The sequence below is a fragment of the Burkholderia ambifaria AMMD genome (genome assembly GCF_000203915.1).
GTDB classification, from domain to species: Bacteria; Pseudomonadota; Gammaproteobacteria; order Burkholderiales; family Burkholderiaceae; genus Burkholderia; species Burkholderia ambifaria.
The window spans coordinates 264,525-285,820 of sequence record NC_008391.1 but is presented as its reverse complement, the minus strand read 5'-3'; the positions used below and the strand labels follow the sequence as shown (position 1 = coordinate 285,820).

The window sequence follows — 21,296 nt, the reverse complement described above, 5'->3', positions numbered from 1 at the left end:
TCGCCTTTGGTCATTATTCAGCCATATCGGCACTTTGAAATTCATTATTTCGATGAAGCTATGCCTTCACATCGGCTCCATCGGAATTTTCTCGGGGTTACGCGACGCATCACGAAGATACGGATCAAAAGGATCCACCTGGCACGCAGCCTCAATTTCAGCAGGCCATACCGGAATCTTGCTCGTGCGCATCGCGAACCATCGGCCCAACGACGCCACAAGGAAAACGGGAGAAAGCAATATCTGACCGACAGGTTGACCATTTAGCGAAAAGAACATGTATCTGAGACCAACCCTGTATTTTTCACGTCGCTCGGCGATATCATGGCACCAGTAGACGTCGCGATAGACCGAGGCCGGACCTTCCTCCATGTATCGACGGATGAACTCCCAGCTGTGCTTCAACTGATCCACTAGCATCGTGTCGCCGGGCAAAGCGAATGTCTCTCGTACCGTTTCTCCATCCTTGTCGAGTATATGGCCGCGGATATCCCAATTCTGTCGGCCTGCCGTTCGCTGACAACGTCCGAGGGTGAAAAATATATCATCCCACTTAGCTTCCAGCACCGTTCCATTTCGGCGAAACACATACACCTGACGATTCATATAATTAAATCTTATTGGGAAATGCGTCCACGAAAACGCCTCCTTTAGTAGCAGCCACACCATCAACATCCAATATGGAATAGACACCCCAAAAAATATCAAAAGCGCACGAAACTCAATCCCGACCTTCACAAGCAGCGGAATGAAAAATGAATAAATCGGCACCATCAAACCAAACAAACAAACGGCCGCCATTGACCCCCTATAGACAAACCAACGATCAACACATTCCATATATTTTGAATTCATCGCAATAACTGAAATGTTATAAAACGGCACAACATCGATCCGCATCTTTTGGCGGAATTGATTGACCCTTTCCTCGTCAGTCAGTTTTCGATTGACGCGGTATTTTTTTGCATAGAGTCCCGTGTAGTCCATTTCACCCACCAGTCGCGACCACCAAGTCGCTCATTTCTGCATCTACATTTTGATAGCGGTCCTTGGCCTCCAAGACACCCCAGTAACAACGCTTCAACCACTTATCAATCTTGTCATCCTGCAGAAATGTAGCAACTACCCCTGATCCAATGAAAACGATAATCGCAAATATCGCTCCAATTACTGACCCCGCAACCAGTAGGGCCGCAGCAGCAAAACCCGACAAGGCTGACACGCCTAGAGCTACAGCCAACGGATAATTTCGCTGTTGAATGGCTTCCACGGCATTCTTCCCGTCCCAAAATGCGTTAATTCCAGCGGCCAAGATCCCCGCGGCCTTCGATGCAATCCCGAACAGACTCCCAACCACCTCCAACAGCACGGCCCGCCCTCTCAGCAAAGTCGTCTCGGCCAAACTGCCAGCAGCCCTCGCTATGGTGTCGGCCACCGTGGAACCCAACGCAATCACTGCACTACCCAACCTGTACTGACTCTCCAGCATGTCGCCTTTCATCGAACCCGCCAGATCTTTCGACACCTTTTGATATGCCGCCCACTGAAAGAGTCCCGCTAGCATGTTGCCGAGAAACGGTATCGCTTTACCCGCGGTTGCTACCCTCTGCGACAGATTGATCCGCTCCCGCCAAACCGACAGATTCAGTCTCTCGATCTCCTCGGCGGAACGAATCGAGTTCGCAAGCCATTTGGCCTGTTCGGTCTTGCTCAGTCCTTTTGGCATGCCTTTGATCGACTCCTCGTCGATCATCACCAGGAACTTCGACGAGACAACCGTACTCATCGGCTCCCCCCGAATCTGGAGACGGCGCAAGGCGAGCGACACCTCTCTCTGGAGAGCATTTTTGCCAATATTCTTGATGCCCGATGATTGCAAGAGTTGGCGGATAAGCGACGTGCGATATGTCTTGTACGAGCCAGTCAACTCGACCGGCACGACCGCTCGGCCGCTAACCACGCCGCACGCGACCAGGGCATGACGAACCGGCCCATCCGCTGCACTTTGCAACACCTGGGTGATCGACCCACCGAGCGATGCCAGCAATTTACCCAGCACCTCCGGCGCCTGCTTGGCCACGCCGTCGATGGAATTGTTGAACGCCAGCATCAGGCCGTCCCAGCCGACAGCCTGCCACGTGACCTCAGGCTTGAGGCTTTCCGAAAATTTCTTCTTGTTGATTTCAAGATTCAGAACGATGCCGCGCAACACGATATTCTTGTCATCGGAAATCACGCCGTTAAGCCAGCGCGCATACAATTGCGCGCAAGGCTTGAATTGCTCCGTGCCTTGGATGCACGCGGTGAGAATGCGAGCGTAGACGAGCCCAACTTCGGCCGAAGTGTCGTCGTGTGTGCACTCCAGATAGTTCCGCATCTGGTTGCTTGTCATCCACTGAACGTGAGACGCTGCCAACGGATGCAGCGTCTCGTCGCGGAACCGACCATACTCTTGGTTGAACTCACCCTGCCATTTACCACGCGCATCTTCGTCGTAGTCGAGCGCATACTTCGCCCACGATTTCGATGAAATTTTGCGTAGATCCGCCACCGTGGTATCGGGAAGTTTCGGTGGATTGGCCACGTAAGTGATACGCCCAAGCCCATCCGGAACGTAATGTCCGTCTTGCTCAAGTTCGTCGCCCGCCACAATCTCATTCATCTCCGCCCGATCGGCGACCGCACCCTGAAGGCTAAGAATTGCGGTAGAGACGCTCAGTTTTCTCGATCGCTCGGCCACGGCCATAAAGCTGTCATGAAGCTCGATGGTTCGAGCGCCGATCTCTGCAGCCACGCTTGCCGGATCATCGATGACCAGCATGGCCGCAGGTTGAGGCCCCAGTGACCAGGCGGCGCGCAACAGGCCGTCTGTTGTCGATGCCCGGGAGTTGAACCCGTAGGGTGAAAAAGCAAAGGTTTCGACCTTCGCTTTCGGCGAATACTCCGCCACAACGGATGCCACGTCGTTCAAGGTCGCGGCATGAGATGCATTACGGGCTCCCATCCACTTTTTCACATCGAATACGCGCATGTGGCGACTACGATACCCCTCGTCCTGATGGAGTTGAAGCACGCGCATCGTCCATTCCGCATCGGAATAGCCAACCCAGATTCGCCTCGCGCTAGTCGGGTTTTTTACCGTAATGCAGGCCGCGATTTCCCGATGCCCCGTCTTGTCGCAAGGTTCACGGCCCACGGCATAAGCACCATTCAACGGCACGCCTACCGGCACCTTCATCAGATAGCCATGCTTGGTAATCCAGTACTTCTCCCACACCCCGCGTTCGTCGTACACGTATAGGAAGCCACTGCGCAATGTCCGGCCCGTATAGGCGGCCGCTCCTTTCAATGGAAGATTCTTTCCCCCATCACTATCGACAGGATGCAGATTGTCAGGCAGATCTGGTGCGCCAGAATCGGGATGCATGACTGCTGCGCGAATCGGGAGAATTGCAAGACCTGATTTTCGGCAAAACTCGCAGTCGCCCAACGCAGTCTCTTTTGCCTTAGCCAATGATGTCGATGAAGAACTTGCGTTGGTCACGGTGCCTCCTGCTTCTGGTTAATCCGTTCGATGTCTGCGATTAAGTTGTTCCATTCTTTCTCCGAGAACAATGCCGTCGCTTGTGCGTAGAGTCCGGGCGTTTCGACCGCATCTCGGAGATGAGGCACCAGCTTCGGGTGGTTGCTGAAACCGCGGCCGAGAAGGCAGCCGTGCCGAGCAAAAGCCACGCAGTCGTGCGCATTCACCAAACCGAACTCGCTCTGAGCTGCGCCCAGCCATTGATTTATCTCCTGACTGCAGCGCCACATTTGCTTTATGTCGTGCGGTTCCGGCATCGTCGCAAGCACGTCATTGACCAGTCCCACGTTGGTCAACGCAATCGATTGGAACTCGTCGAGCTTGCTCCACCGGGCTTCCGGTCTGCCACTGAACTCGAGCTCATACCAGAGGCCCTGGAAGGGCACCCACCAGCGACTCGCACCGTCGCAAAGCGACGCAAGATGTGGAAGTGGCAGCACCCGCAGCAAATGAACGAACACGGCAGGGTCTGCAAAGCGCAGCAGCGCACGCGAGTCATCGTCCAATGTGATGACGACGTGGCGAGCCAATTGACGCGCTTGGGCCTCGGCACTCAATTCGCTGCAGATCAACATCGCCGACGCGACCTCTGCAGAGTCTTCTGTCAGATACTGCTCGACCCTTTCACGCTGGGTATCGTCAAGGTCATCAAGGCGAAGCACTACCGGAAGCAAATGGTGTTCATTTGAAAGCCATTCAGGCACGACATCATGCCAAGGCAAATCGTCCGCCCAATCCTGAATGAGGAGACGATCAGCGAGCAGATGCGTAGTGACCGACATTGCATCGGAAAGTGAGTAACTTTGCATGCGTCCCTCACGAAAGCGGCACGATCGCCGCATGCTGAGCCGCCGCTTTGACCGTACTCAACTCACAGACCTTTAGTTCGGCGGCCGGCACATCTCCCGGCGAACTTTTCGGTCCCGGCATCTGGTGAGTTGCGGCATAGGACTGCCACTGTCCCGGCGTGCCGTTGGTAATACCGGAATGATTGAGCGTGATGAAACTCTTCCCGCCACGTAGCGATAGTTCCTCTTCGGCCCAGATTTCAATCCGTGTCGCAGTCTGCCGGATCCTGATTTTCGCCATCAGGTTAATGGCGTCCTTGAGGGCTTCGATGTCGATTGAGCCAGCGCCGGCAATAAGCTTGATCCCCGCCTCGTAGACAAAGATCCGCAATTTTTCCTTGACGGTTGCAAACAGTGATCGTCCAGTCGCAATGCCAAAATGCTCGCCCGTCGTCAACGCCAAGTGCTCACCGCTTGCGACGTGCGTGCTACCCGCTGTTGTTGTCTGGATGCCAACTGGACTGGCAAGCGTCAGGTGTGGCTCGACAAACTCCGGAAACGGGGCATCGTCTGACATTGCTCCACCTCGTATCGCATCGTTCTGGGCCCTCAACGCGGCCGTGACCTCACTTTGATCGACGTTCGCGTCCTGCGCCAAGTTTTGCTGAGCCAGCTCGGCCAAACGTTCGTGGGTGTCGCGCGCGTCCGTGAGTCGCCGGACCGTCTCACCCATATCCTTGGCATGTCCCTGCGTATCCGGCCGTGCCTCAGTCGTAATCAGCATTCCCATCGCCGAGCGCACCACGCCCCACAGGCTCGTTACTAACTCGAAGCCCCGACCACGCTCATTCTGACGCCCCGCACTCCCGGCAATACGTGTGATATACCCAAGATTCAACTGCGAGGCGCCTTCGTCGCTCGACAGATGCGCCTGGATTTTCCCGTTCGTATCGTCGAAGGCGAGCGTATTCGCGCGCCGACCGCCGATCTCGCGGCTACGATAGCCGGCGAGCGCCTGGTTCTTCGGCAAGTCGAACGGTGGCATGTTGAACGCATTGGTCGCGCTGCCCACGATGATCGGCAAATCCGGATCACCATTGACGAACGCGACCTCGACTTCATGCCCCCGTCGCGGCAGGAAAACTCCACCGAACTGATCGCCATGCCAGGCACCGGCCACACGTACCCAGCAACTCGATCGCTCATCGTTCTTGCCCAGCCGATCCCACAGAAACTGGAGCTTTACCCGACCCTGTGCATCGGTCCAGATTTCCTGATTCTCCGGACACGTCACGACGGCATATTCGACGCCGTTCATACGTGGCTTTGCAATCGTACGCAGCAGCCGGAACGGCTCATTGGTCGGCTGCACCGTAAAATCCGCTTCGCAACGGTATCGCTGGCCGGATCCCGACGCTTCGCCAATCTCCTCGATTGTCAGCTTGCAGGCGATCACCGCATACTCGCGATTCGCCGCATCCTGCGGATAATGCGACAGCACGAACGACTGCCCGGTCACCACGCCCCGCAGGTTGCCTTTGCCATAGGCCCTCAGCCCCTGACAACGCCAAGCCTCCATCTGCACGAGAGTCAGGTACTCCGCTTCCGTGCGCGGCTCGTTGTGATCGCCCGAGAGCCCAGCCGCGCCAGCTTGCGGCTGCGCGTAATCGCCCCATGTGTAATGCTCCTGATGAGCGAGCCCGGTGTCACGAGGATCTTCGCGCATCACCTTCAGGTCCGCGCGCGGCAACGTATAGTCGTAGTCGACGCTCGTCACCGCGCCCGTTGTCAGCGCATGGGAGACCGAGAAGTCCTGAATGTGTTCCTCGTCAAGCCGTCGACCGGTCGGCGGCTCGTAGCGAAGCGCTGCATAAGCTTCACCTAGCGGTTTGAGCGCACCCATTGAGTCGCACAGCACAAGGCGATGCTTGCCTTCGCTATGCTCGAAGAAGTAGTAGATGCCCCACTCTTCCCACAAACGCTGCAGGAACGCCCAGTCGCTCTCGAAGTGCTGACGCTGAATGTCCCGCTTCGGCCATCCCTTGTTCGGCCGAGGGGTGGTAAGGCGTTTTTCGACCGGGAACGGATAGGACGAGAGCACCGCATCGGTGATCTCGACAACGGACATATCCTGAAAGATTCGGCAGTCACAATTCTTGGTCGCATGCCAGAGCCACGGCCGCAGCGTGAGTGCATAGACGATCGAACGACCGTCTTCACGCACGATCGTCGCATGGCTGACGATACCGGTGATCTCGCGTGCGCCCGCACCAAGATTGGCCATTCCGGCACTCCCGACCAAGCCGGGGATGAAGCGGCCCTTGCCCTCGAGCTGAATCGACACGGTCACTTCCGTGCCGATCAGCTTGTCGAGTTTGACATTCGCCGCGATGCTCTGCGAAAACCCGAGCGCATCCGGCGTTTTCAGTTCGAGCGTGTACTCGAACAACTCGCCGATCGTCTCGCCACCGGTAAGCTTGACCGGCGTGAGAATCGGACGATCACCGTACATCGGCAGAGCCGCGCCGGAAACCGACAGCGTCCGTGGTGCGTCAAACAAAGCCATCCCGACATCTCCTTGAATCGATCGAATCACTGAGCATCTGTTTCGTGTTATGCCTGTGACGCCTATGCCCCTTTATTTCCACCCGTTAACAAATGAATGCGACTCACTAAAAAAAACGACAATAAAAATAATTGCCGCCACAATCAATGTGCCAACGATGGCGACAAGACCGTGAAATATTTCGGATAGCTGTTCTTCAGTTGATTTTTTCATTTTCAAAATTAGAATCAGTAAAACCCACTGTTTTATGTGCTGCGCTATCTAACGCCTTCATAATTGCCGCATTGTTCAGCGCACGCCCCATAACTCAAGCCTCAATGACGGGAACTCTCCCGACACATGCAATGCGATGCCACCATGCCGCACGACTTCCTCCCAAAGCAGTCCACCCTGGGTCAGCTCGTAATAGATGTAGCCCGCGTTGAACGGAATCTGCCGCGGCGGCACCGGCAGCGCCTGCAGGCCGATGCCCGGCAAGTGACTGCGCACCAGGCTAGGCAGCTTGTCCGAAGGCCCCGCCTTCGCCTGCGCAAGAAACTGCTGTTGCAGTACATCCTGCGGCATCGCCGCATGCACGGCCAGCACCAGTGCGGCGAACCCTTGCATATCGACCGGATCGACCACCGCGTTACGCATGCCGTGACCGCGATCCTCGAGCACGATGCTCTGCGCGCTGCGCACCAGCACGGCGTTGAGCAGGCGATGCGTGTCGTCGACGACCGGCTTCAGGCACACGTGCGGCGTCGTATGCTGATACGGCGGGTGCGTATCGAGTGGCCGGCGCGTGTTGGTGCGCAAATGCGTCGACAACTCCCCCGCCATGCCGATCAGCAGCGCATACACGTCAGCCGGCGACGTCGCCGGCACACGCAGCAGATGCTGCAGAAGCGGCTCGTAGCGGTTCAGGATCTGCAGCAGCAGGTAATCGGTAACTGTCGCCGCGCTTGCGGTCGTGTCGTCGGTACCGGCGAGCCGCTGCGCAAGCGCATTCGCGCGCAGGCGCGCGAGATCATGAATTTTCGTGACCCAGCTTGTCAGCAGGTCGCTTGCGCCGTAACCGGATACCGGCGGCACGAGCGTGTCGTCGAGCGCGATGCTGCCATCCGCGCGAATCGTCGTCACACGCGTGAGCGCGAGACCGATCCAGGCATCGCCCAGCTCCTTTTCCGGCAGCAGACGCACGCGCAGGTTCGACAACTGCACCGATTCGGGGGCAAGACCCATCGAATTCGTGTCACGCAATTCGGTGTCGAACACCTGATAGCGTGCGAGCGAATCCGGGGTTTCGTCGAAGGTGGTCTCCTCACAATTCGGCAACCGGACGGGTACGGCCAGATAGATCACCTGGTCCAGATGTTCGGGCCGGATCGTCAGCGGCGGCGGCAACGGCGTGTTGCCCGGCGCATCGAACGGCGTGCCGTCGGCAAACACGCCCGCGGCCGCCTTGACAACCACCTTGCCGAGCGCAAGCGCCTCGTGGTCGAGCGCGAAGTGCGTGAAACCGAAAAAGAACGGCGACAGCGGCGCCGCGCGCTGATGCGCGTATTTCTCGAAATAGCGATCCTGCTGTTGGAACAGCTGCGGACGGAAGAACAGCCCCTCCTGCCAGGCGACCTTGGCGTACCAGCTCATGCGGGCCGTCCGTTTTGTTGCGCGACGTGTTTCATTTCTTGGCTTCCGTGATCTTGACGGCCTTGGCCTCGAGATCGATGGTCAGTTTCAGCTTCGACGTGAACAAGCGGTACCACGCCTTGTCCGGTGCGGCCGGCATCGTGTAGACCGCGCGCCAAACCGCGTTCGGCAAATCACGATAAGCCGCGATCACGCCGATGGTGGTCGTGACCGGATCGGGCCGGCGAACGAGCGTCTGGTGCTCACCGGGGCGCAACTGCAGCTCGTCGCGTTTCACAACGTCGTCGGCCAACGCCGTTTTGTCCCGGGTCTGCAGCGTGAAGAAGTCGGCCGCGTTGAAGGCGCCGTCGTTCTTCAGTTCGTAAATGCGCACGACGATCGGCGCAGCCCATCCCCGGTCGTCCGGATTGACGTCGGGCCGCGCGTTCACGCGCATGTCGAGCCGGATCGGCTCCTTCGGCTTCGGTTCGCCACTGCTCGCACAGGCGGAAAGCGCGAGCGCGCAGGCGAGCGTGGCGACGGTCGGTATCGAACGCATGCGGCTATGAACCTTATTCACTGTGCGGGACGCCCGGCGACCGGCGGAGGCGATGCGCCTGCGCCGGTCGCGAGGAATCCACGCGATTACGCTTCCTTGTTGCCCTTGATGTCGAAGCTCGCGGTCACGGCGCCACCACTGCCGCCCTGCGCGTTCTGCACGACGTATTCCTGCTTGACCTTCGCGAACGACAGCGACACCGATTCGCGGCTCTTTTCCGCATCGTTCTTGCTGCCCGACGGCTTCACGCGCGTGACGATCACGTCGCTCATCGTGAGCTTCAGGTATTCAAGCGGGTTGCCGCCGGCCTTGCGCATGACCAGCGTTGCCTGGTCGATGTGCTTGCCCGTGAGCGCGTACTTCATCAGGTTCGGGCTCGCGCGGTCGATGTTGTGTTCGAACGTCAGATCCTTGACGGTCGCCTTGCCGGCACCGCCGCCGCTGCCGGCGTGCATCGTCGATTCCTGCTGGATGTCCCACTCCCAGGTCAGAACCTCGATTTCGTCCTTGTGCTTTTCGTCAAGCGACTCGCCGTTGATGCCGTCGATCTTCAGGAAAATATCTTGTGCCATGCGTAGTACTCCTTCTATTAAATGATTGGAAAATTGGCATCATCGTCCACCGAAGCAATTCGATGTCCGACCCTGCGGGATCTATCGGATGGTTAAGCCGCTTCCTTGATCGACGGCAGCTTCGTCACGAGCCGCAGCGAGACGGTCAGCCCCTCGAGCTGGAAGTGCGGGCGCAGGAAGAATTTCGAGTTGTAGTAGCCGGGATTACCTTCGACCTCCTCGACGACCACTTCAGCGGCCGCAAGCGGCCGGCGTGCCTTCGTCTCCTGCGACGAGTTGGTCGGATCGGCATCGACGTAATGCATGATCCATTCGTTCAGCCACCGCTGCATGTCTTCGCGTTCCTTGAACGCGCCGATCTTGTCGCGCACGATGCACTTCAGGTAATGCGCGAAGCGTGAGCACGCGAACAGGTACGGCAGGCGTGCGGACAGGTTCGCGTTGGCCGTCGCATCGGGATCGTGATACTCGGCAGGCTTCTGCAGCGACTGCGCGCCGATGAAGGTCGCGTGATCGGTGTTCTTGCGGTGCACGAGCGGAATGAAGCCGTTCTTCGACAGTTCGGCCTCGCGGCGGTCCGAGATCGCGATTTCGGTCGGGCACTTCATGTCGACGCCGCCATCGTCGGTCGGGAAGGTGTGGGTCGGCAGGTTCTCGACCGTGCCACCCGACTCGACGCCGCGAATCAGCGAACACCAGCCGTACTGCTTGAACGAGCGGTTGACGTTGACGCCCATCGCGTACGCCGCGTTCGCCCAGCCATAGCGGCCATGGTCCGAACCGTTCGTGTCTTCCTCGAAATCGAATTCGTCGACCGGATTGGTCTTCGCGCCATATGGCAGGCGCGCGAGGAATCGCGGCATCGCGAGCCCTACGTAGCGCGCGTCCTCGGTGCTGCGCATCGAGTTCCACGCGGTGTATTCGAGATTCTGCGTGAAGATCTTCGTCAGGTCGCGCGGATTCGCCAGCTCCTGCCACGATTCCATCTGCAGCACCGACGGTGCTGCACCGGTGATAAACGGTGTGTGCGCAGCAGCCGAGACCTTCGCGATCGAGCCGAGCAGATCGACATCCGGCGGCGTATGGTCGAAGTAGTAGTCTGCAACGAGGCACCCGTACGGTTCGCCACCGAGCTGGCCATACTCCTGTTCGTAGATCTGCTTGAAGAGCGGGCTCTGATCCCAGGCAAGGCCCTTGTAGCGACGCATCGTACGATGCAGTTCGGCCTTCGAGACATCCATGAAGCGGATCTTCAGGTGTTCATCGGTTTCGGTGTTCGACACGAGGTGATTCAAGCCGCGCCAAGCGGATTCGAGCGCCTGGTAATCCGCGTGATGCAGGATCAGGTTGATCTGCTCGGAGAGCTTGTGATCAATCTGCGCAATGATCGCCGCGATGCTCTTGTAGGCGTCGTCACTGATGGTCGCCGTTTGTGCCAGCGCCTGCTCGGCGAGCGTCTGAACGGCCAGTTCAACGGCTTCGCGCGCGTCGTCGGTCTTGGGACGGAACTCGCGTTCCAGCAGTTGAGTGAAATCGGACGGGGTGGCCGTCTGCGCAACTGCGGGCCGTACTTCCTGTTTCGCCATGATGCTCATCCTTTATCGGTTCGTCGGTCAGTTCGTGTCGTCTTGATCGGCAGTTTCGTCCGCTTGCCGCTCGGGCTTCGGCGCGGCAGCCAGCGATTTGAGCAGCGCCGGGTCATGCAGCAACTGCGTGACGAGCGCCTCTGCACCCGACTTGCCATCCATGTAGGTCTGCAGATTGGCGAGTTGCGTACGCGCTTCCAGCAGTTGGCGCAGCGGCTCGACCTTGCGGGCAATCGCAGCCGGTGAAAAGTCCTCCATGCTCTCGAAGGTCATGTCGACCATCATCTGGCCGTCGCCCGTCAGCGTATTCGATACGGCGAACGCGACGCGCGGCCGGATCGCCTTCATGCGCTCATCGAAATTGTCGATGTCGATCTCGAGGAAGCGCCGGTCCGACACCGCCGGTAGCGGCTCGACCGGATGCTTCCCCGACAGATCGGCGAGCACCCCCATCACGAACGGCAGCTCGACTTTCTTCTCCGAGCCGTAGACCTCGACGTCGTACTCGATCTGCACACGCGGCGCACGGTTGCGCGCAATGAATTTCTGCGAACTGCTGGAAGCGGACATAAATGAGGCTCCTGAACGGTGGTGGTTGGGCGGCGAGCTCAGAGAACCGGCTCGTCTGAATGGAAGGCGATCGCGTCAAACGAGAGTGCCTGCGCCGGCATGCAGGACGGATCCGCCACGCCGATCACGATGTGCGACAGTGTCCGTTTCGAAGCGAAGGCGTCGAGCCATAGTGCGGACAGTCGCGGCAATACGTGCTGCTCGATAAATCCGATCAGCACGCGCGCACCGGTCTCCTGCACGAGACAGCGGCCGATGATGTAATTGACGACCGCGTCGTCATACGTCAGCGCGATGCCGTGGCCGTCGGCCATACGCTTGACGATGCGCTCCAGATACAGGCGGACGATGCTGGCGAGTACGCTGTCGGCAAGTGGCCGGTAGGGCACGACGGTCACGCGCCCGAGGAATGCCGCCGGGAAAACCTTGAGTAGTTCGGGCGTCAGTGCTTCCCGCAGGCCATCCTGATTCGGCGCGAGCGACGGATCGGCGCAGAGACTCGTACTCAGTTCGGAACCGACGTTGCTCGTGAGCAGGATCGTCGTATTGCGGAAATCAATGTAGCGGCCGTCGCCGTCCTCCATGTAGCCCTTGTCGAATACCTGGAAGAACATCTCGTGCACGTCGCGGTGGGCCTTCTCGATCTCGTCGAGCAGTACGACCGAATACGGACGGCGGCGCACCGCCTCGGTCAGCACCCCGCCCTCGCCGTAGCCGACATACCCCGGCGGAGCCCCTTTCAGGCCCGAAACGGTGTGTGCCTCCTGATACTCGCTCATGTTGATCGTGATCAGGTTCTGTTCACCGCCGTACAGCGCTTCGGCCAGCGCCAGCGCGGTTTCAGTCTTGCCGACGCCCGACGGACCGGCGAGCAGGAACACGCCGACCGGTTTCCTCGGGTCCGTGAGGCCTGCGCGTGCGGTCTGCACACGTTCGCCAATTTGACGTAGCGCGTTGGTCTGGCCAATCACGCGTGCCTCGAGCGTCTCGGGCAACTTGCGCACCGCGGCGACCTCATCAGTCACCATCCGGCCAACAGGGATGCCGGTCCAATCGGATACGATTTCCGCGACGATCGCCTCGTCGACCTCGGGGAATACGAGCGGCGCATCGCCTTGCAGCGCAACGAGCGCGTGTTCGAGTTCGCGCAGCTTCGGAAGCGCCGCCACCTCGTCCCGCGGGGTTTTGCCGTCGTCGGGTCCAATGGCCTCGCGCGCGGCCAGCAACGCCTGCGCGGCGGCGGCCTGAGCGCGCCAGCGATGCTCGACCGCAGCCGCTTCGGCCCCCAATGTATCGATGCGCGCTCGCACGCCCGTCAACGCCCTGTCGGTATCCAGGCCGATACGGGCTTCCTGCACGAGCAACGCCTCCTCGGCACGCGCGGCCGCAAGACGCTGACGCACGTCGTCCAGTTCACGCGGCGTGGCATGCTGCGACAGCGCCACACGTGCACAGGCGGTGTCGAGCAGGCTGATGGCCTTGTCCGGCAACTGACGCGATGGGATATACCGGTGTGACAGCGTCACCGCCGCACGGATCGCTTCGTCGAGCACCACGACGCCGTGATGTCGAGAAAACGTTTGCACAAGCCCGCGCACCATATCGATGGCAGCAGCCTCGGACGGCTCGGCGATCTGCAGCACCTGGAAGCGTCGCGTGAGCGCCGGATCCTTCTCGATGTGACGCTTGTACTCGGCCCAGGTCGTCGCGCCGATCGTACGGATCGTCCCCCGCGCAAGCGCGGGTTTCAGCAGATTGGCGGCATCGCCCGTGCCCGCCTGGCCGCCCGCGCCGATCAGGGTGTGAATCTCGTCGATGAAGAGGATCACCGGCGTCGGCGATTTTCCAGCGGCTTCGAGCAGCCCTTTCAGACGCGCTTCGAACTCCCCCTTCATGCTCGCGCCGGCGAGCAATGCGCCGACGTCGAGCGACAGCAGCCGCACATCGGCAAGCTTCGGCGGCACATTGCCCGATGCGATCGCGCGCGCCAACCCTTCCACGACGGCCGTCTTGCCAACACCGGCCTCACCCGTCACCAACGGGTTGTTCTGCCGACGGCGCAGCAGCACGTCGATCATCGTGCGAATCTCGAGTTCGCGGCCGATGACCGGATCGATCTCGCCCATGCGAGCGAGCGCTGTCAGGTCAGCGCAATACTGGTCGAGCGAACCACGCTTCGATGCGACTGGAATCGCGCCGGACGCCTCGCCCGGTGTTGCCGCCGAAAGGTCGCTGTGGTCGTACGGCGCATCGGCGGCTTCAGGCGATCCGTCGATCCATGCCGGCAGCTCATCGCCCAGCCCGTCGACAGGGATCTTGCCGAACGCGGGAGAGATCGACAGCAGAACACGCCTCAACTCGGGCGTCGAGACAAGCGCAGCAACGAGCCACGCGCCGCGCACACGGCGATCGCCATGACTTAGCGTCGCGAGAACCCACGCGCGTTCGATCGCTGTCTCGATGTGCCAGGAAAAGTCGCTGATTGAACTGGCACCGGCCGGCAGCACCGCCAACGCCCGCGCGAAGTCGCGATCGAGCACGTCGCGCTCGATGCCCGCGTGCCGCAGGATGCGATGCAGGTCGCTATCGGGTTGCTGCAGGAGCTGATGCAACCAGTGAATGAGCTCCACGTACGGATTGCCGCGCAACTTGCAGAACTGTGTCGCCGATTCGATGCTGCGGTAGAGCTGAACCCCGAGCTTGCCGAACAGAGCCTGGCGTGAAATCGTCATGCGAACCTTCTTGTTGTTTATTCGGTATGTTCCTGGCTCTGGCCGTAGCGATCAGGAATCCTATTCAGCCGGCATTGTACTACTGCCGCATTTCATACATTAAGAAAGTGAAATCCTCTCGGGTCGCGCATTATTTCAAGTAATTTGCGGCGCCGTCAACCCATGCGAATGAGAAAATCCGCACCGAATAACGCCTTGCCACCTCGCTCTAACCAATAACCCAGCAATTACCAACTGCGTTGCGCAACCGTACGTATTACGCAAACATTACGACGCGCAAGCACGATACGCAAGCCTTTGTTGCAATTGATCAATTACGCCGTAGATGCGAACAAATTTTTAACAATTTCCCACATTGACAAGCCAATATCTTGATATCCATAAATTACTACAGCCACGCCACTCCAATTAATTGATTATTTCGAGATTTAATCTCAATAATATTTTCAAATGGCGATACCCCATTTCAAATGGACGAATTACATACTCCCGTGGGTAAAATGCGCATTCCGTCATCCCTGCCTCTTCCATGCGCTCATTCCGCTTGCCGTGGCACCGCCAACCCGACACCTCGCTTACCGAGCCCGAACTACGTCACGAGCCGTGCGGTCCCGCGCAACAGGGGGACAGCGCGGCCCCTATCCTGTTCGAATCATCAGATCGCGTGGGCGGCAATCAGTCGATCCTCGATCTGATCGGCAGCCACGGCGGGACTGCGAATGCCGCTCGTGGAATGCGCGGCACCGGGTTGCAGACGATGCCGTTTCCTGATCACACCGACGACCTCGTCGAAACGCTTCATGCGCAATACTGGGGTGCGTTGACGGACCCGCACACCGCTCTTCCCGGCTCATGGGGCGAACAGCTGGATTCGCCTGAGACACCTGTTGCGTCAGTTACACCCGATTCGCACGATGTCCGGCCAACACCGGCAAACGCAGCCGCCTTCGGTTCGATCGAAGTGATGCTGTCAGGCAAACGCAGCCTCGAGGACGCGTTCGGCCACCTGGACACTGGTTTCACTCCCGAGTTGGAGATCGAACCCGTGCCGGAAGTCCTGCGCCTGTTTGCGCCCCCCGAATTCCATGCGGCCGAAGCCCACCGCGCATCAGCGCTGCCGCCTACGCTCACCCGGCGCGAGCATCACATGCTGTCGGTCGATAGCCCGCTGGCCGCCGCGCTTGTATGCAAGGACGACGCATGAAGATGCCATTTGCAGCCGAAGAACCGTCTGGCCACGGCCGTGACGATGTGCCGATCGCCGCGCAGATCGAGCGGATCGAGTCGCATATTCGTGCGCAGCCGACCTTCGCCGCCCATCGGTGGGCGCTGTTCCAGTGGCTGTGCGTAACAGGCGACTGGGCACGCGCCGTGATTCAACTGCAGACGTGGGCAAAGCTTGAGCCGCAACAAACGCAGGCCGCCCAGGTTTATCGTGACCTGGTCCGGGCCGAGCGCTGGCGACAGAAGGTTGTCGCGGGATTCGAACGCCCTGGGTTCGTCCTCGAACCGGCTCCGTGGGTCATGGAACTGGCATTCGCACTGCGACTTGCTCGCGACGGGCAACGCGGACACGCCGACGAAGCGCGAGAAAAAGCACTCGACGCGGCGCCGCTCATCGCAGCGCACACGCCCCGGGGGGGCGCGAGCTGGATCGCCGACAGCGATTCGCGTTTCGGACCGGTGTGCGAAGTCATGACGGCCGGACACTACCGCTGGGTACCGTTCGCCGATCTCGCCGCGTGGCGCATGGCCCCGCCTGCGAACCTCATCGATCTCGTCTGGGCGTCGTGTGTGCTGACACTGACCGACGGCAGTACCGTGCACGGCTTCATGCCTGCCCGCTACCCCGGCTCGGAGGCCGCGACCGATGCACTGCGTCTGGGGCGCGAAACGGCCTGGCATGAGGCTGGACGTACCGCCGTCATCGCGCACGGACAAAAAACCTGGACAACGGATCGGGGCGATTTCGGTCTATTCGAACTGGCCCACGCGCAGTTCGGCTCGCGTGTTGCGGACGGCGCCACCACCGGAGAGCCGGTCGATGACTGAGCACAAGCGACCTCTCACGCGGGGCAACTCGCTCGTCGCGCGCCCGCCGCGGCGGGCAAACGCGCATCTGATGCCGACCCTGCTCGACCGGCTACGGGACGACGCACCGCATCGGCTCATCGAGGCACCCGAGGAATATGCCGTCACACGCAAGCAGATGCGCGACATCGTCCAGCGCGATCTCGCCTATCTGCTCAACACGACAAGCATTGAAGATCGGATCGAGCGCGAACGCCACCCACAGGCGGCCGCATCGACCGTCAATTTCGGCGTGCCGCCGCTCGCGGGCACCTTTCTCGCGTCGCGCCAGTGGAACGACATCGAGCGGATGATCCGGCAGGCCATCACCGATTTCGAACCGCGGCTGATCCCCGGTTCGCTGGCGGTGTCGCCCCGTCACGGCGACGACGCCAGCGGCCATCACAATGTGCTCGCGTTCGAGGTGCGCGGCCTGGTTCACATGGACCCATATCCGCTCGAATTCATGGTGCAGAGCTCGCTCGATCTCGAGACGAGCGAAATCCAGATCACCGGCATGCGCTCCGGGTAGGCACGGCATAACGACAAAACGAGACCTTTCCGATGGACCCGCGACTACTCGACTATTACAACCAGGAACTCATCTACATGCGCGAGCTCGCCACCGAGTTCGCACAGGCGCACCCGAAAATCGCGCGCCGGCTCGGCATGCAGGCCGGTGAAGTGGCGGACCCCTACGTCGAACGCCTGATCGAGTCGTTCTGCTTCATGGCCGCGCGCCTGCAGCTCAAGCTCGATGCCGAGTTTCCACGCTTCACGGGGCGGCTGCTGGAAGTGATCTACCCGAATTACGTCGCGCCCACGCCGTCGATCGCGGTCGCGCGCCTGTATCCCGGTCAGGCCGAAGGCAATCTGGCCGCCGGCTATCGTATCGCGCGCGGCACGTCGTTCAAGGCGCGGGTTCCGGATGGCGAAAAAACCGCTTGCCAGTTTACGAGCGGACAGGACGTCACGCTCTGGCCGCTCACGATCACCGATGCACGGCTGACGGGTATTCCGCCTGACATTCCGGCGCTCGACCGCCATGTTCCGCCCGACCGACAGGTGCGCGGTGCATTGCGGCTGCGGCTGGCGACGACCGGCGACGTGCGCATCGCCGATCTGAAGGGGCTCGACCGGTTGCCCGTGTATCTGGCCGGTGACGAACAGGTCGCCTCGCACCTGTTTGAGCTGCTGCACGTCGCCGGCGTCGCATCCGTGATTGCCGCGCCCGGAGAATTCGGCGTACCGGGCCGCTCTCCCGCCGCCGTGATTCACGGTGCGGTCGAACACGAGGGCTTGGGCACCGATCAGAACTTGCTGCCACTCACCTGGACGAAGTTCCACGGACACAACCTGCTGCACGAATACTTCGCGTGCCCGGCAAGGTTCTGGTTCTTCGCACTCAACGGCCTTGCCGAAGGCCTGTCCCGCGTGAACGGTCGCGAGGTCGAAATCGTCGTGCTGCTCGACCGGGCGCCCGGCCAGCTCGCGAACCTTGTCGACGCGTCGCGCTTCGCGCTGTTCTGCACGCCCGTCATCAACCTCTTCAAACGGCACACGGATCGCATCGAGATTTCTCCCCGCGAGACCGAATTTCATCTGGTACCCGCGCGACTCGCACCGCTGGACTATGAAGTGTTTTCGGTAGAGACGGTGTACGGGCAGGTCGCAGCGACCTCGGACGAACTGGAATTCCGTCCGCTGTATCAAACGCTGAACAACGACGAAGGTAACCACGGGCGGTACTTCTCGACACGGCGCGAACGGCGGCTCGCGTCCGATTCGGCTCGCCGTTACGGCACGCGAACTCCTTATGTCGGCACCGAAGTGTTTCTCTCGCTGGTTGACCAGAACGAGGCTCCCTACGGTGAAGACATCCGTTTCCTGTCAGTCGATGCGCTGCTGACGAACCGGGATCTCGCCACGCTCGTGCCGCGCGACGGCGTGCGTGACTTGGCAATGGAGGAGTCCGCACCCGTCGAAAGCATCGGTCTCATTCGCCCGCCGAGTCCGCCCAAAGCCCCGTATGCGGAGCGAGAGATGGCATGGCGCCTGATCCGCCAGCTCAACTTCAACTACCTGCCGCTCGAAGGTCTCGATCACCGTGACGGCGGTCAGGGACTACGCGACCTGCTGCGCCTATACCTTTCGAACGACAACAACGAACATTCGCGGCAAGTCGAAAGCCTCGTCGGCGTCAACACTCGCCCGGTAACACGCAAGCTGCCGGGCACGGGTCCGATGACGTTCGGGCGTGGCATCGAGTGTGCAGTGACAGTCGACGAGGCAGGCTTCTCCGGCGTCAGCCCCTATCTATTCGGTACGATTCTCGAGCACTGGCTGGCACGGCACGTGTCGATCAACAGCTTCACGCAGACCGAATTGCATTCGATGCAGCGCGGCCGTATCGCACGCTGGCCCGTGCGCACCGGGACACGCGGAGTGCTGTGATGAAACGTGCCACCCTGCCGGCGCTCGTGCGCGACAGCACACTCTCGCCCGACCTGCTGGAAAGTCTTCAAATGGAGCCGTGGCGCTTCGGGTTCCTGTCGCTGTTGCGACGCGTCGGTGCGAACCCCACCGTCGATCGGGTCGGTACCGCGCGCCGGCCGCAGGCGGAGCCGTTCCGCCTCGGTCAGCAACCCAGTCTCGCCTTCGCGCCGCGCGAAATCGCCAGCGTCCAGGAAGCGGCGGGACGACTCAAGGTGCGGCTCTTCGGTCTCGGCATGCTCGGGCCGAACGGGCCATTGCCAATCCATGTAACCGAATGGGCACGCGAACGCGAAGAGGGCCGTCGCGACACGACGACGGTCGACTTCCTCGACATCTTCCATCACCGGTTCCTGACGCTGTTCTATCGCGCATGGGCATCGGCACAGTCGACGGCCGGCCTCGACCGGAAAGACGACGAGCAGTTTTCGTTTTACATCGCGAGCCTCACGGGCCTCGATACCGCCGAAATCGGCCGGCGCCCCCTGCCGTCCCACGCGCGACTTGCCGCATCAGCCCATCTCGTACGCGAATCGCGCAACTCGGATGGACTTCGCGCCACACTCGATCACTACTTCGGCGTGCCGATAGCGATCGAGGAGAACGTGTTCCACTGGATCGCTATCGATCCAATCGATCAAGGACGCATGGGGCGCCCTGGTCCGGCCGCGACGATGGGGCAGGCGGCAATGCTCGGGCGCGTTGCGCCGGACCGTCAGCACCGATTCCGCATCGTGATCGGCCCGGTCGATCTCGACGCATATCTGCGCTTCACGCCACAGGGCCAGGATCTGCCGCGTCTCGTCGAATGGGTACGTGCGTTCGTTGGCTATGAACTGGAATGGGAGCTGGAACTGCGCATCAAACCCGAAAGTGCGCCACCAGCCGTCATGGGCGGCCGGCAGCGCATGGGGTGGTCCGGATGGCTGGGCCGTCCGAACCCCGACCGGCCGATTACCGGCATGCGGTTCGAGCCCGAGCGTTACGTGCGACATTTCGAACAGCACACGACTGAATCCGACAATCGACCATGAGCAAAAAGCCGTCACCCCGACAGTCCATATCCGGTAAAGCTACCGCGAAGGACACCCCGCATCACGACTGGCTCGCGCCCGTGAGCAACGCCATGCCCTGCGGCCCCGACCTCGAATATGACCACGATTTCGTGGTGCTGTTCACGAGTGCGGCGCCCAGGCAGGACGTGCAGTACGGCGCATTCGTCGGTGCCCCCGATCCGGTCAACTGGAGCGAGATCGAACGCGACTGCCAGCGGCTCATGCTCCGCACGAAGGATATTCGAGTCGCTGTGTTGTACACGCGAAGCCGCACGCGGCTCGCCGGTGCCGCAGGTCTTGCAGATGGCACAGGATTGCTGGCCGCCTGGCTCGATGCGTTTGCCGAACAGGTGCATCCACAGCCCGATGTCGACGGTGGGCGCGACGCCGCACGTGAAATGCGGATGAATGCGATACAGGCGCTTGCCGATCCGGCCGGACTGCTCGCCGACGTGCGCGAGATCGTGCTTTCGAAGTCGACGCTCGCGCGACTGCAGGTGCGCGATGTCGAGCGTGCGTTTGCGCACCCCCGCCCCGCCGATGCTCTCGCGCCCGAGTCCGTTACGCAGCAGTTGCAGGATGTGCGCGCGCAACAGCCCGAAGTGATGGCAGGTTTCGACGATGCGATTACGCATCTCGCTGCAATCGATGCATGGTGCGCCGTGCATCTCGACGGCTACCTGCCGGAACTGTCGTCGCTCACGCGGCTCCTCGGCAGGTTGAAGGCGCCCGCGTCGGCGAACGCGATCGAGCAGTTGGAAGAATCCTATGATCCCCCATCCGCCGCCAGCGAATCATCAGGCCGTGATGCGTCAGCGCCGCTCGAACCGCCGAATGACGGACCGGTTAGCGCCACCGAGCGCATGACGGCCCCACCGGGATCCGCACCGACGGACCGTCAGGCCGCGCTCGCTCTGATTCGTACGGCGCGAACGTGGTTCGAGACCCACGAACCCAGCAGCCCGATTCCTGTGTTGCTCAAACGTGCGGAGCAGTTCGTCGGCAAGCCTTACGCCGAGGTCGTCACGGCAATTCCTGCCGAGCTTCTCGCGCAGTGGGAAGAAACCGAGAGTGGTTGATAGCAATGGACATCTTGCGGCCTGGCACGTGT

Annotated in this window: 16 protein-coding genes; 6 read left to right on the top strand and 10 right to left on the bottom strand. The window is 60.6% G+C overall.

Going from position 1 to position 21,296, the window contains the following annotated elements; translation table 11 throughout:
* Positions 1-66: 66 nt before the first annotated feature.
* From BAMB_RS17550 to tssH, 10 genes are all read right to left on the bottom strand, one after another.
* Positions 67-987, bottom strand: coding sequence for a DUF6708 domain-containing protein (locus BAMB_RS17550; RefSeq protein ID WP_041491434.1), 921 nt, complete (start codon positions 985-987; stop codon positions 67-69).
* A gap of 1 nt (position 988) precedes the next feature.
* The gene (locus BAMB_RS17545; RefSeq protein WP_041491433.1) at positions 989-3,544 is read right to left on the bottom strand and encodes a T6SS effector BTH_I2691 family protein; all 2,556 of its coding nucleotides are present in this window, start codon (positions 3,542-3,544) and stop codon (positions 989-991) included.
* Entirely contained in the window at positions 3,541-4,392 is an 852-nt protein-coding gene (locus BAMB_RS17540; RefSeq protein ID WP_041491432.1) for a DUF4123 domain-containing protein, read from the bottom strand. The genes BAMB_RS17545 and BAMB_RS17540 overlap by 4 nt, the downstream gene beginning before the upstream one ends.
* Before the next feature lie 7 nt (positions 4,393-4,399).
* Positions 4,400-6,937 carry a type VI secretion system Vgr family protein gene (locus BAMB_RS17535; protein ID WP_011658503.1) on the bottom strand — a complete coding sequence of 846 codons (2,538 nt, stop codon included), beginning with the start codon at positions 6,935-6,937 and terminating at the stop codon, positions 4,400-4,402.
* A gap of 288 nt (positions 6,938-7,225) precedes the next feature.
* Positions 7,226-8,569: a type VI secretion system baseplate subunit TssK gene (tssK, locus tag BAMB_RS17530; protein WP_011658502.1), complete on the bottom strand. Its 1,344-nt coding sequence runs from the start codon at positions 8,567-8,569 to the stop codon at positions 7,226-7,228.
* A 31-nt stretch (positions 8,570-8,600) separates the two neighbouring features.
* Positions 8,601-9,107: a type VI secretion system lipoprotein TssJ gene (tssJ, locus tag BAMB_RS17525; protein WP_011658501.1), complete on the bottom strand. Its 507-nt coding sequence runs from the start codon at positions 9,105-9,107 to the stop codon at positions 8,601-8,603.
* 86 nt (positions 9,108-9,193) lie between these two features.
* Positions 9,194-9,679, bottom strand: coding sequence for an Hcp family type VI secretion system effector (locus BAMB_RS17520; protein WP_011658500.1), 486 nt, complete (start codon positions 9,677-9,679; stop codon positions 9,194-9,196).
* 92 nt (positions 9,680-9,771) lie between these two features.
* Positions 9,772-11,265, bottom strand: coding sequence for a type VI secretion system contractile sheath large subunit (gene tssC, locus BAMB_RS17515; RefSeq protein WP_011658499.1), 1,494 nt, complete (start codon positions 11,263-11,265; stop codon positions 9,772-9,774).
* A 27-nt stretch (positions 11,266-11,292) separates the two neighbouring features.
* Positions 11,293-11,835 (bottom strand): type VI secretion system contractile sheath small subunit, encoded by a 543-nt coding sequence (gene tssB / locus BAMB_RS17510; RefSeq protein WP_011658498.1) that lies wholly within the window; start codon positions 11,833-11,835, stop codon positions 11,293-11,295.
* A 38-nt stretch (positions 11,836-11,873) separates the two neighbouring features.
* A complete protein-coding gene (tssH, locus tag BAMB_RS17505) occupies positions 11,874-14,567 on the bottom strand; it encodes a type VI secretion system ATPase TssH (RefSeq protein WP_011658497.1) in 2,694 nt (897 codons plus the stop codon).
* 664 nt (positions 14,568-15,231) lie between these two features.
* On the opposite strand from tssH, the gene BAMB_RS17500 reads away from it, so the two are divergent.
* Genes BAMB_RS17500 through BAMB_RS17475 form a run of 6 tightly spaced genes read left to right on the top strand, consistent with a single transcriptional unit; the run spans position 15,232 to position 21,264 of the window.
* A complete protein-coding gene (locus BAMB_RS17500) occupies positions 15,232-15,771 on the top strand; it encodes a TagK domain-containing protein (RefSeq protein ID WP_227739368.1) in 540 nt (179 codons plus the stop codon).
* Positions 15,768-16,619, top strand: coding sequence for a type VI secretion system accessory protein TagJ (locus BAMB_RS17495; RefSeq protein ID WP_011658495.1), 852 nt, complete (start codon positions 15,768-15,770; stop codon positions 16,617-16,619). The genes BAMB_RS17500 and BAMB_RS17495 overlap by 4 nt, the downstream gene beginning before the upstream one ends.
* A complete protein-coding gene (gene tssE / locus BAMB_RS17490; protein WP_011658494.1) occupies positions 16,612-17,169 on the top strand; it encodes a type VI secretion system baseplate subunit TssE in 558 nt (185 codons plus the stop codon). The genes BAMB_RS17495 and tssE overlap by 8 nt, the downstream gene beginning before the upstream one ends.
* Before the next feature lie 32 nt (positions 17,170-17,201).
* Positions 17,202-19,091: a type VI secretion system baseplate subunit TssF gene (tssF, locus tag BAMB_RS17485; RefSeq protein WP_011658493.1), complete on the top strand. Its 1,890-nt coding sequence runs from the start codon at positions 17,202-17,204 to the stop codon at positions 19,089-19,091.
* Positions 19,091-20,164, top strand: coding sequence for a type VI secretion system baseplate subunit TssG (tssG, locus tag BAMB_RS17480; RefSeq protein ID WP_011658492.1), 1,074 nt, complete (start codon positions 19,091-19,093; stop codon positions 20,162-20,164). The genes tssF and tssG overlap by 1 nt, the downstream gene beginning before the upstream one ends.
* Positions 20,161-21,264, top strand: coding sequence for a type VI secretion system protein TssA (locus BAMB_RS17475; protein ID WP_011658491.1), 1,104 nt, complete (start codon positions 20,161-20,163; stop codon positions 21,262-21,264). Before tssG ends, BAMB_RS17475 begins: the two co-directional genes overlap by 4 nt.
* Positions 21,265-21,296 lie beyond the last annotated feature (32 nt).

What these genes read in the sequence shown, in the direction of transcription:
- BAMB_RS17550 (WP_041491434.1), bottom strand. Translation starts at nt 987, where the DNA reads ATGGACTACACGGGACTCTATGCAAAAAAATACCGCGTCAATCGAAAA.
- BAMB_RS17540 (WP_041491432.1), bottom strand. Translation starts at nt 4,392, where the DNA reads ATGCAAAGTTACTCACTTTCCGATGCAATGTCGGTCACTACGCATCTG.
- BAMB_RS17535 (WP_011658503.1), bottom strand. Translation starts at nt 6,937, where the DNA reads ATGGCTTTGTTTGACGCACCACGGACGCTGTCGGTTTCCGGCGCGGCT.
- tssK (WP_011658502.1), bottom strand. Translation starts at nt 8,569, where the DNA reads ATGAGCTGGTACGCCAAGGTCGCCTGGCAGGAGGGGCTGTTCTTCCGT.
- tssJ (WP_011658501.1), bottom strand. Translation starts at nt 9,107, where the DNA reads ATGCGTTCGATACCGACCGTCGCCACGCTCGCCTGCGCGCTCGCGCTT.
- BAMB_RS17520 (WP_011658500.1), bottom strand. Translation starts at nt 9,679, where the DNA reads ATGGCACAAGATATTTTCCTGAAGATCGACGGCATCAACGGCGAGTCG.
- tssC (WP_011658499.1), bottom strand. Translation starts at nt 11,265, where the DNA reads ATGGCGAAACAGGAAGTACGGCCCGCAGTTGCGCAGACGGCCACCCCG.
- tssB (WP_011658498.1), bottom strand. Translation starts at nt 11,835, where the DNA reads ATGTCCGCTTCCAGCAGTTCGCAGAAATTCATTGCGCGCAACCGTGCG.
- tssH (WP_011658497.1), bottom strand. Translation starts at nt 14,567, where the DNA reads ATGACGATTTCACGCCAGGCTCTGTTCGGCAAGCTCGGGGTTCAGCTC.
- BAMB_RS17495 (WP_011658495.1), top strand. Translation starts at nt 15,768, where the DNA reads ATGAAGATGCCATTTGCAGCCGAAGAACCGTCTGGCCACGGCCGTGAC.
- tssE (WP_011658494.1), top strand. Translation starts at nt 16,612, where the DNA reads ATGACTGAGCACAAGCGACCTCTCACGCGGGGCAACTCGCTCGTCGCG.
- tssF (WP_011658493.1), top strand. Translation starts at nt 17,202, where the DNA reads ATGGACCCGCGACTACTCGACTATTACAACCAGGAACTCATCTACATG.
- tssG (WP_011658492.1), top strand. Translation starts at nt 19,091, where the DNA reads ATGAAACGTGCCACCCTGCCGGCGCTCGTGCGCGACAGCACACTCTCG.
- BAMB_RS17475 (WP_011658491.1), top strand. Translation starts at nt 20,161, where the DNA reads ATGAGCAAAAAGCCGTCACCCCGACAGTCCATATCCGGTAAAGCTACC.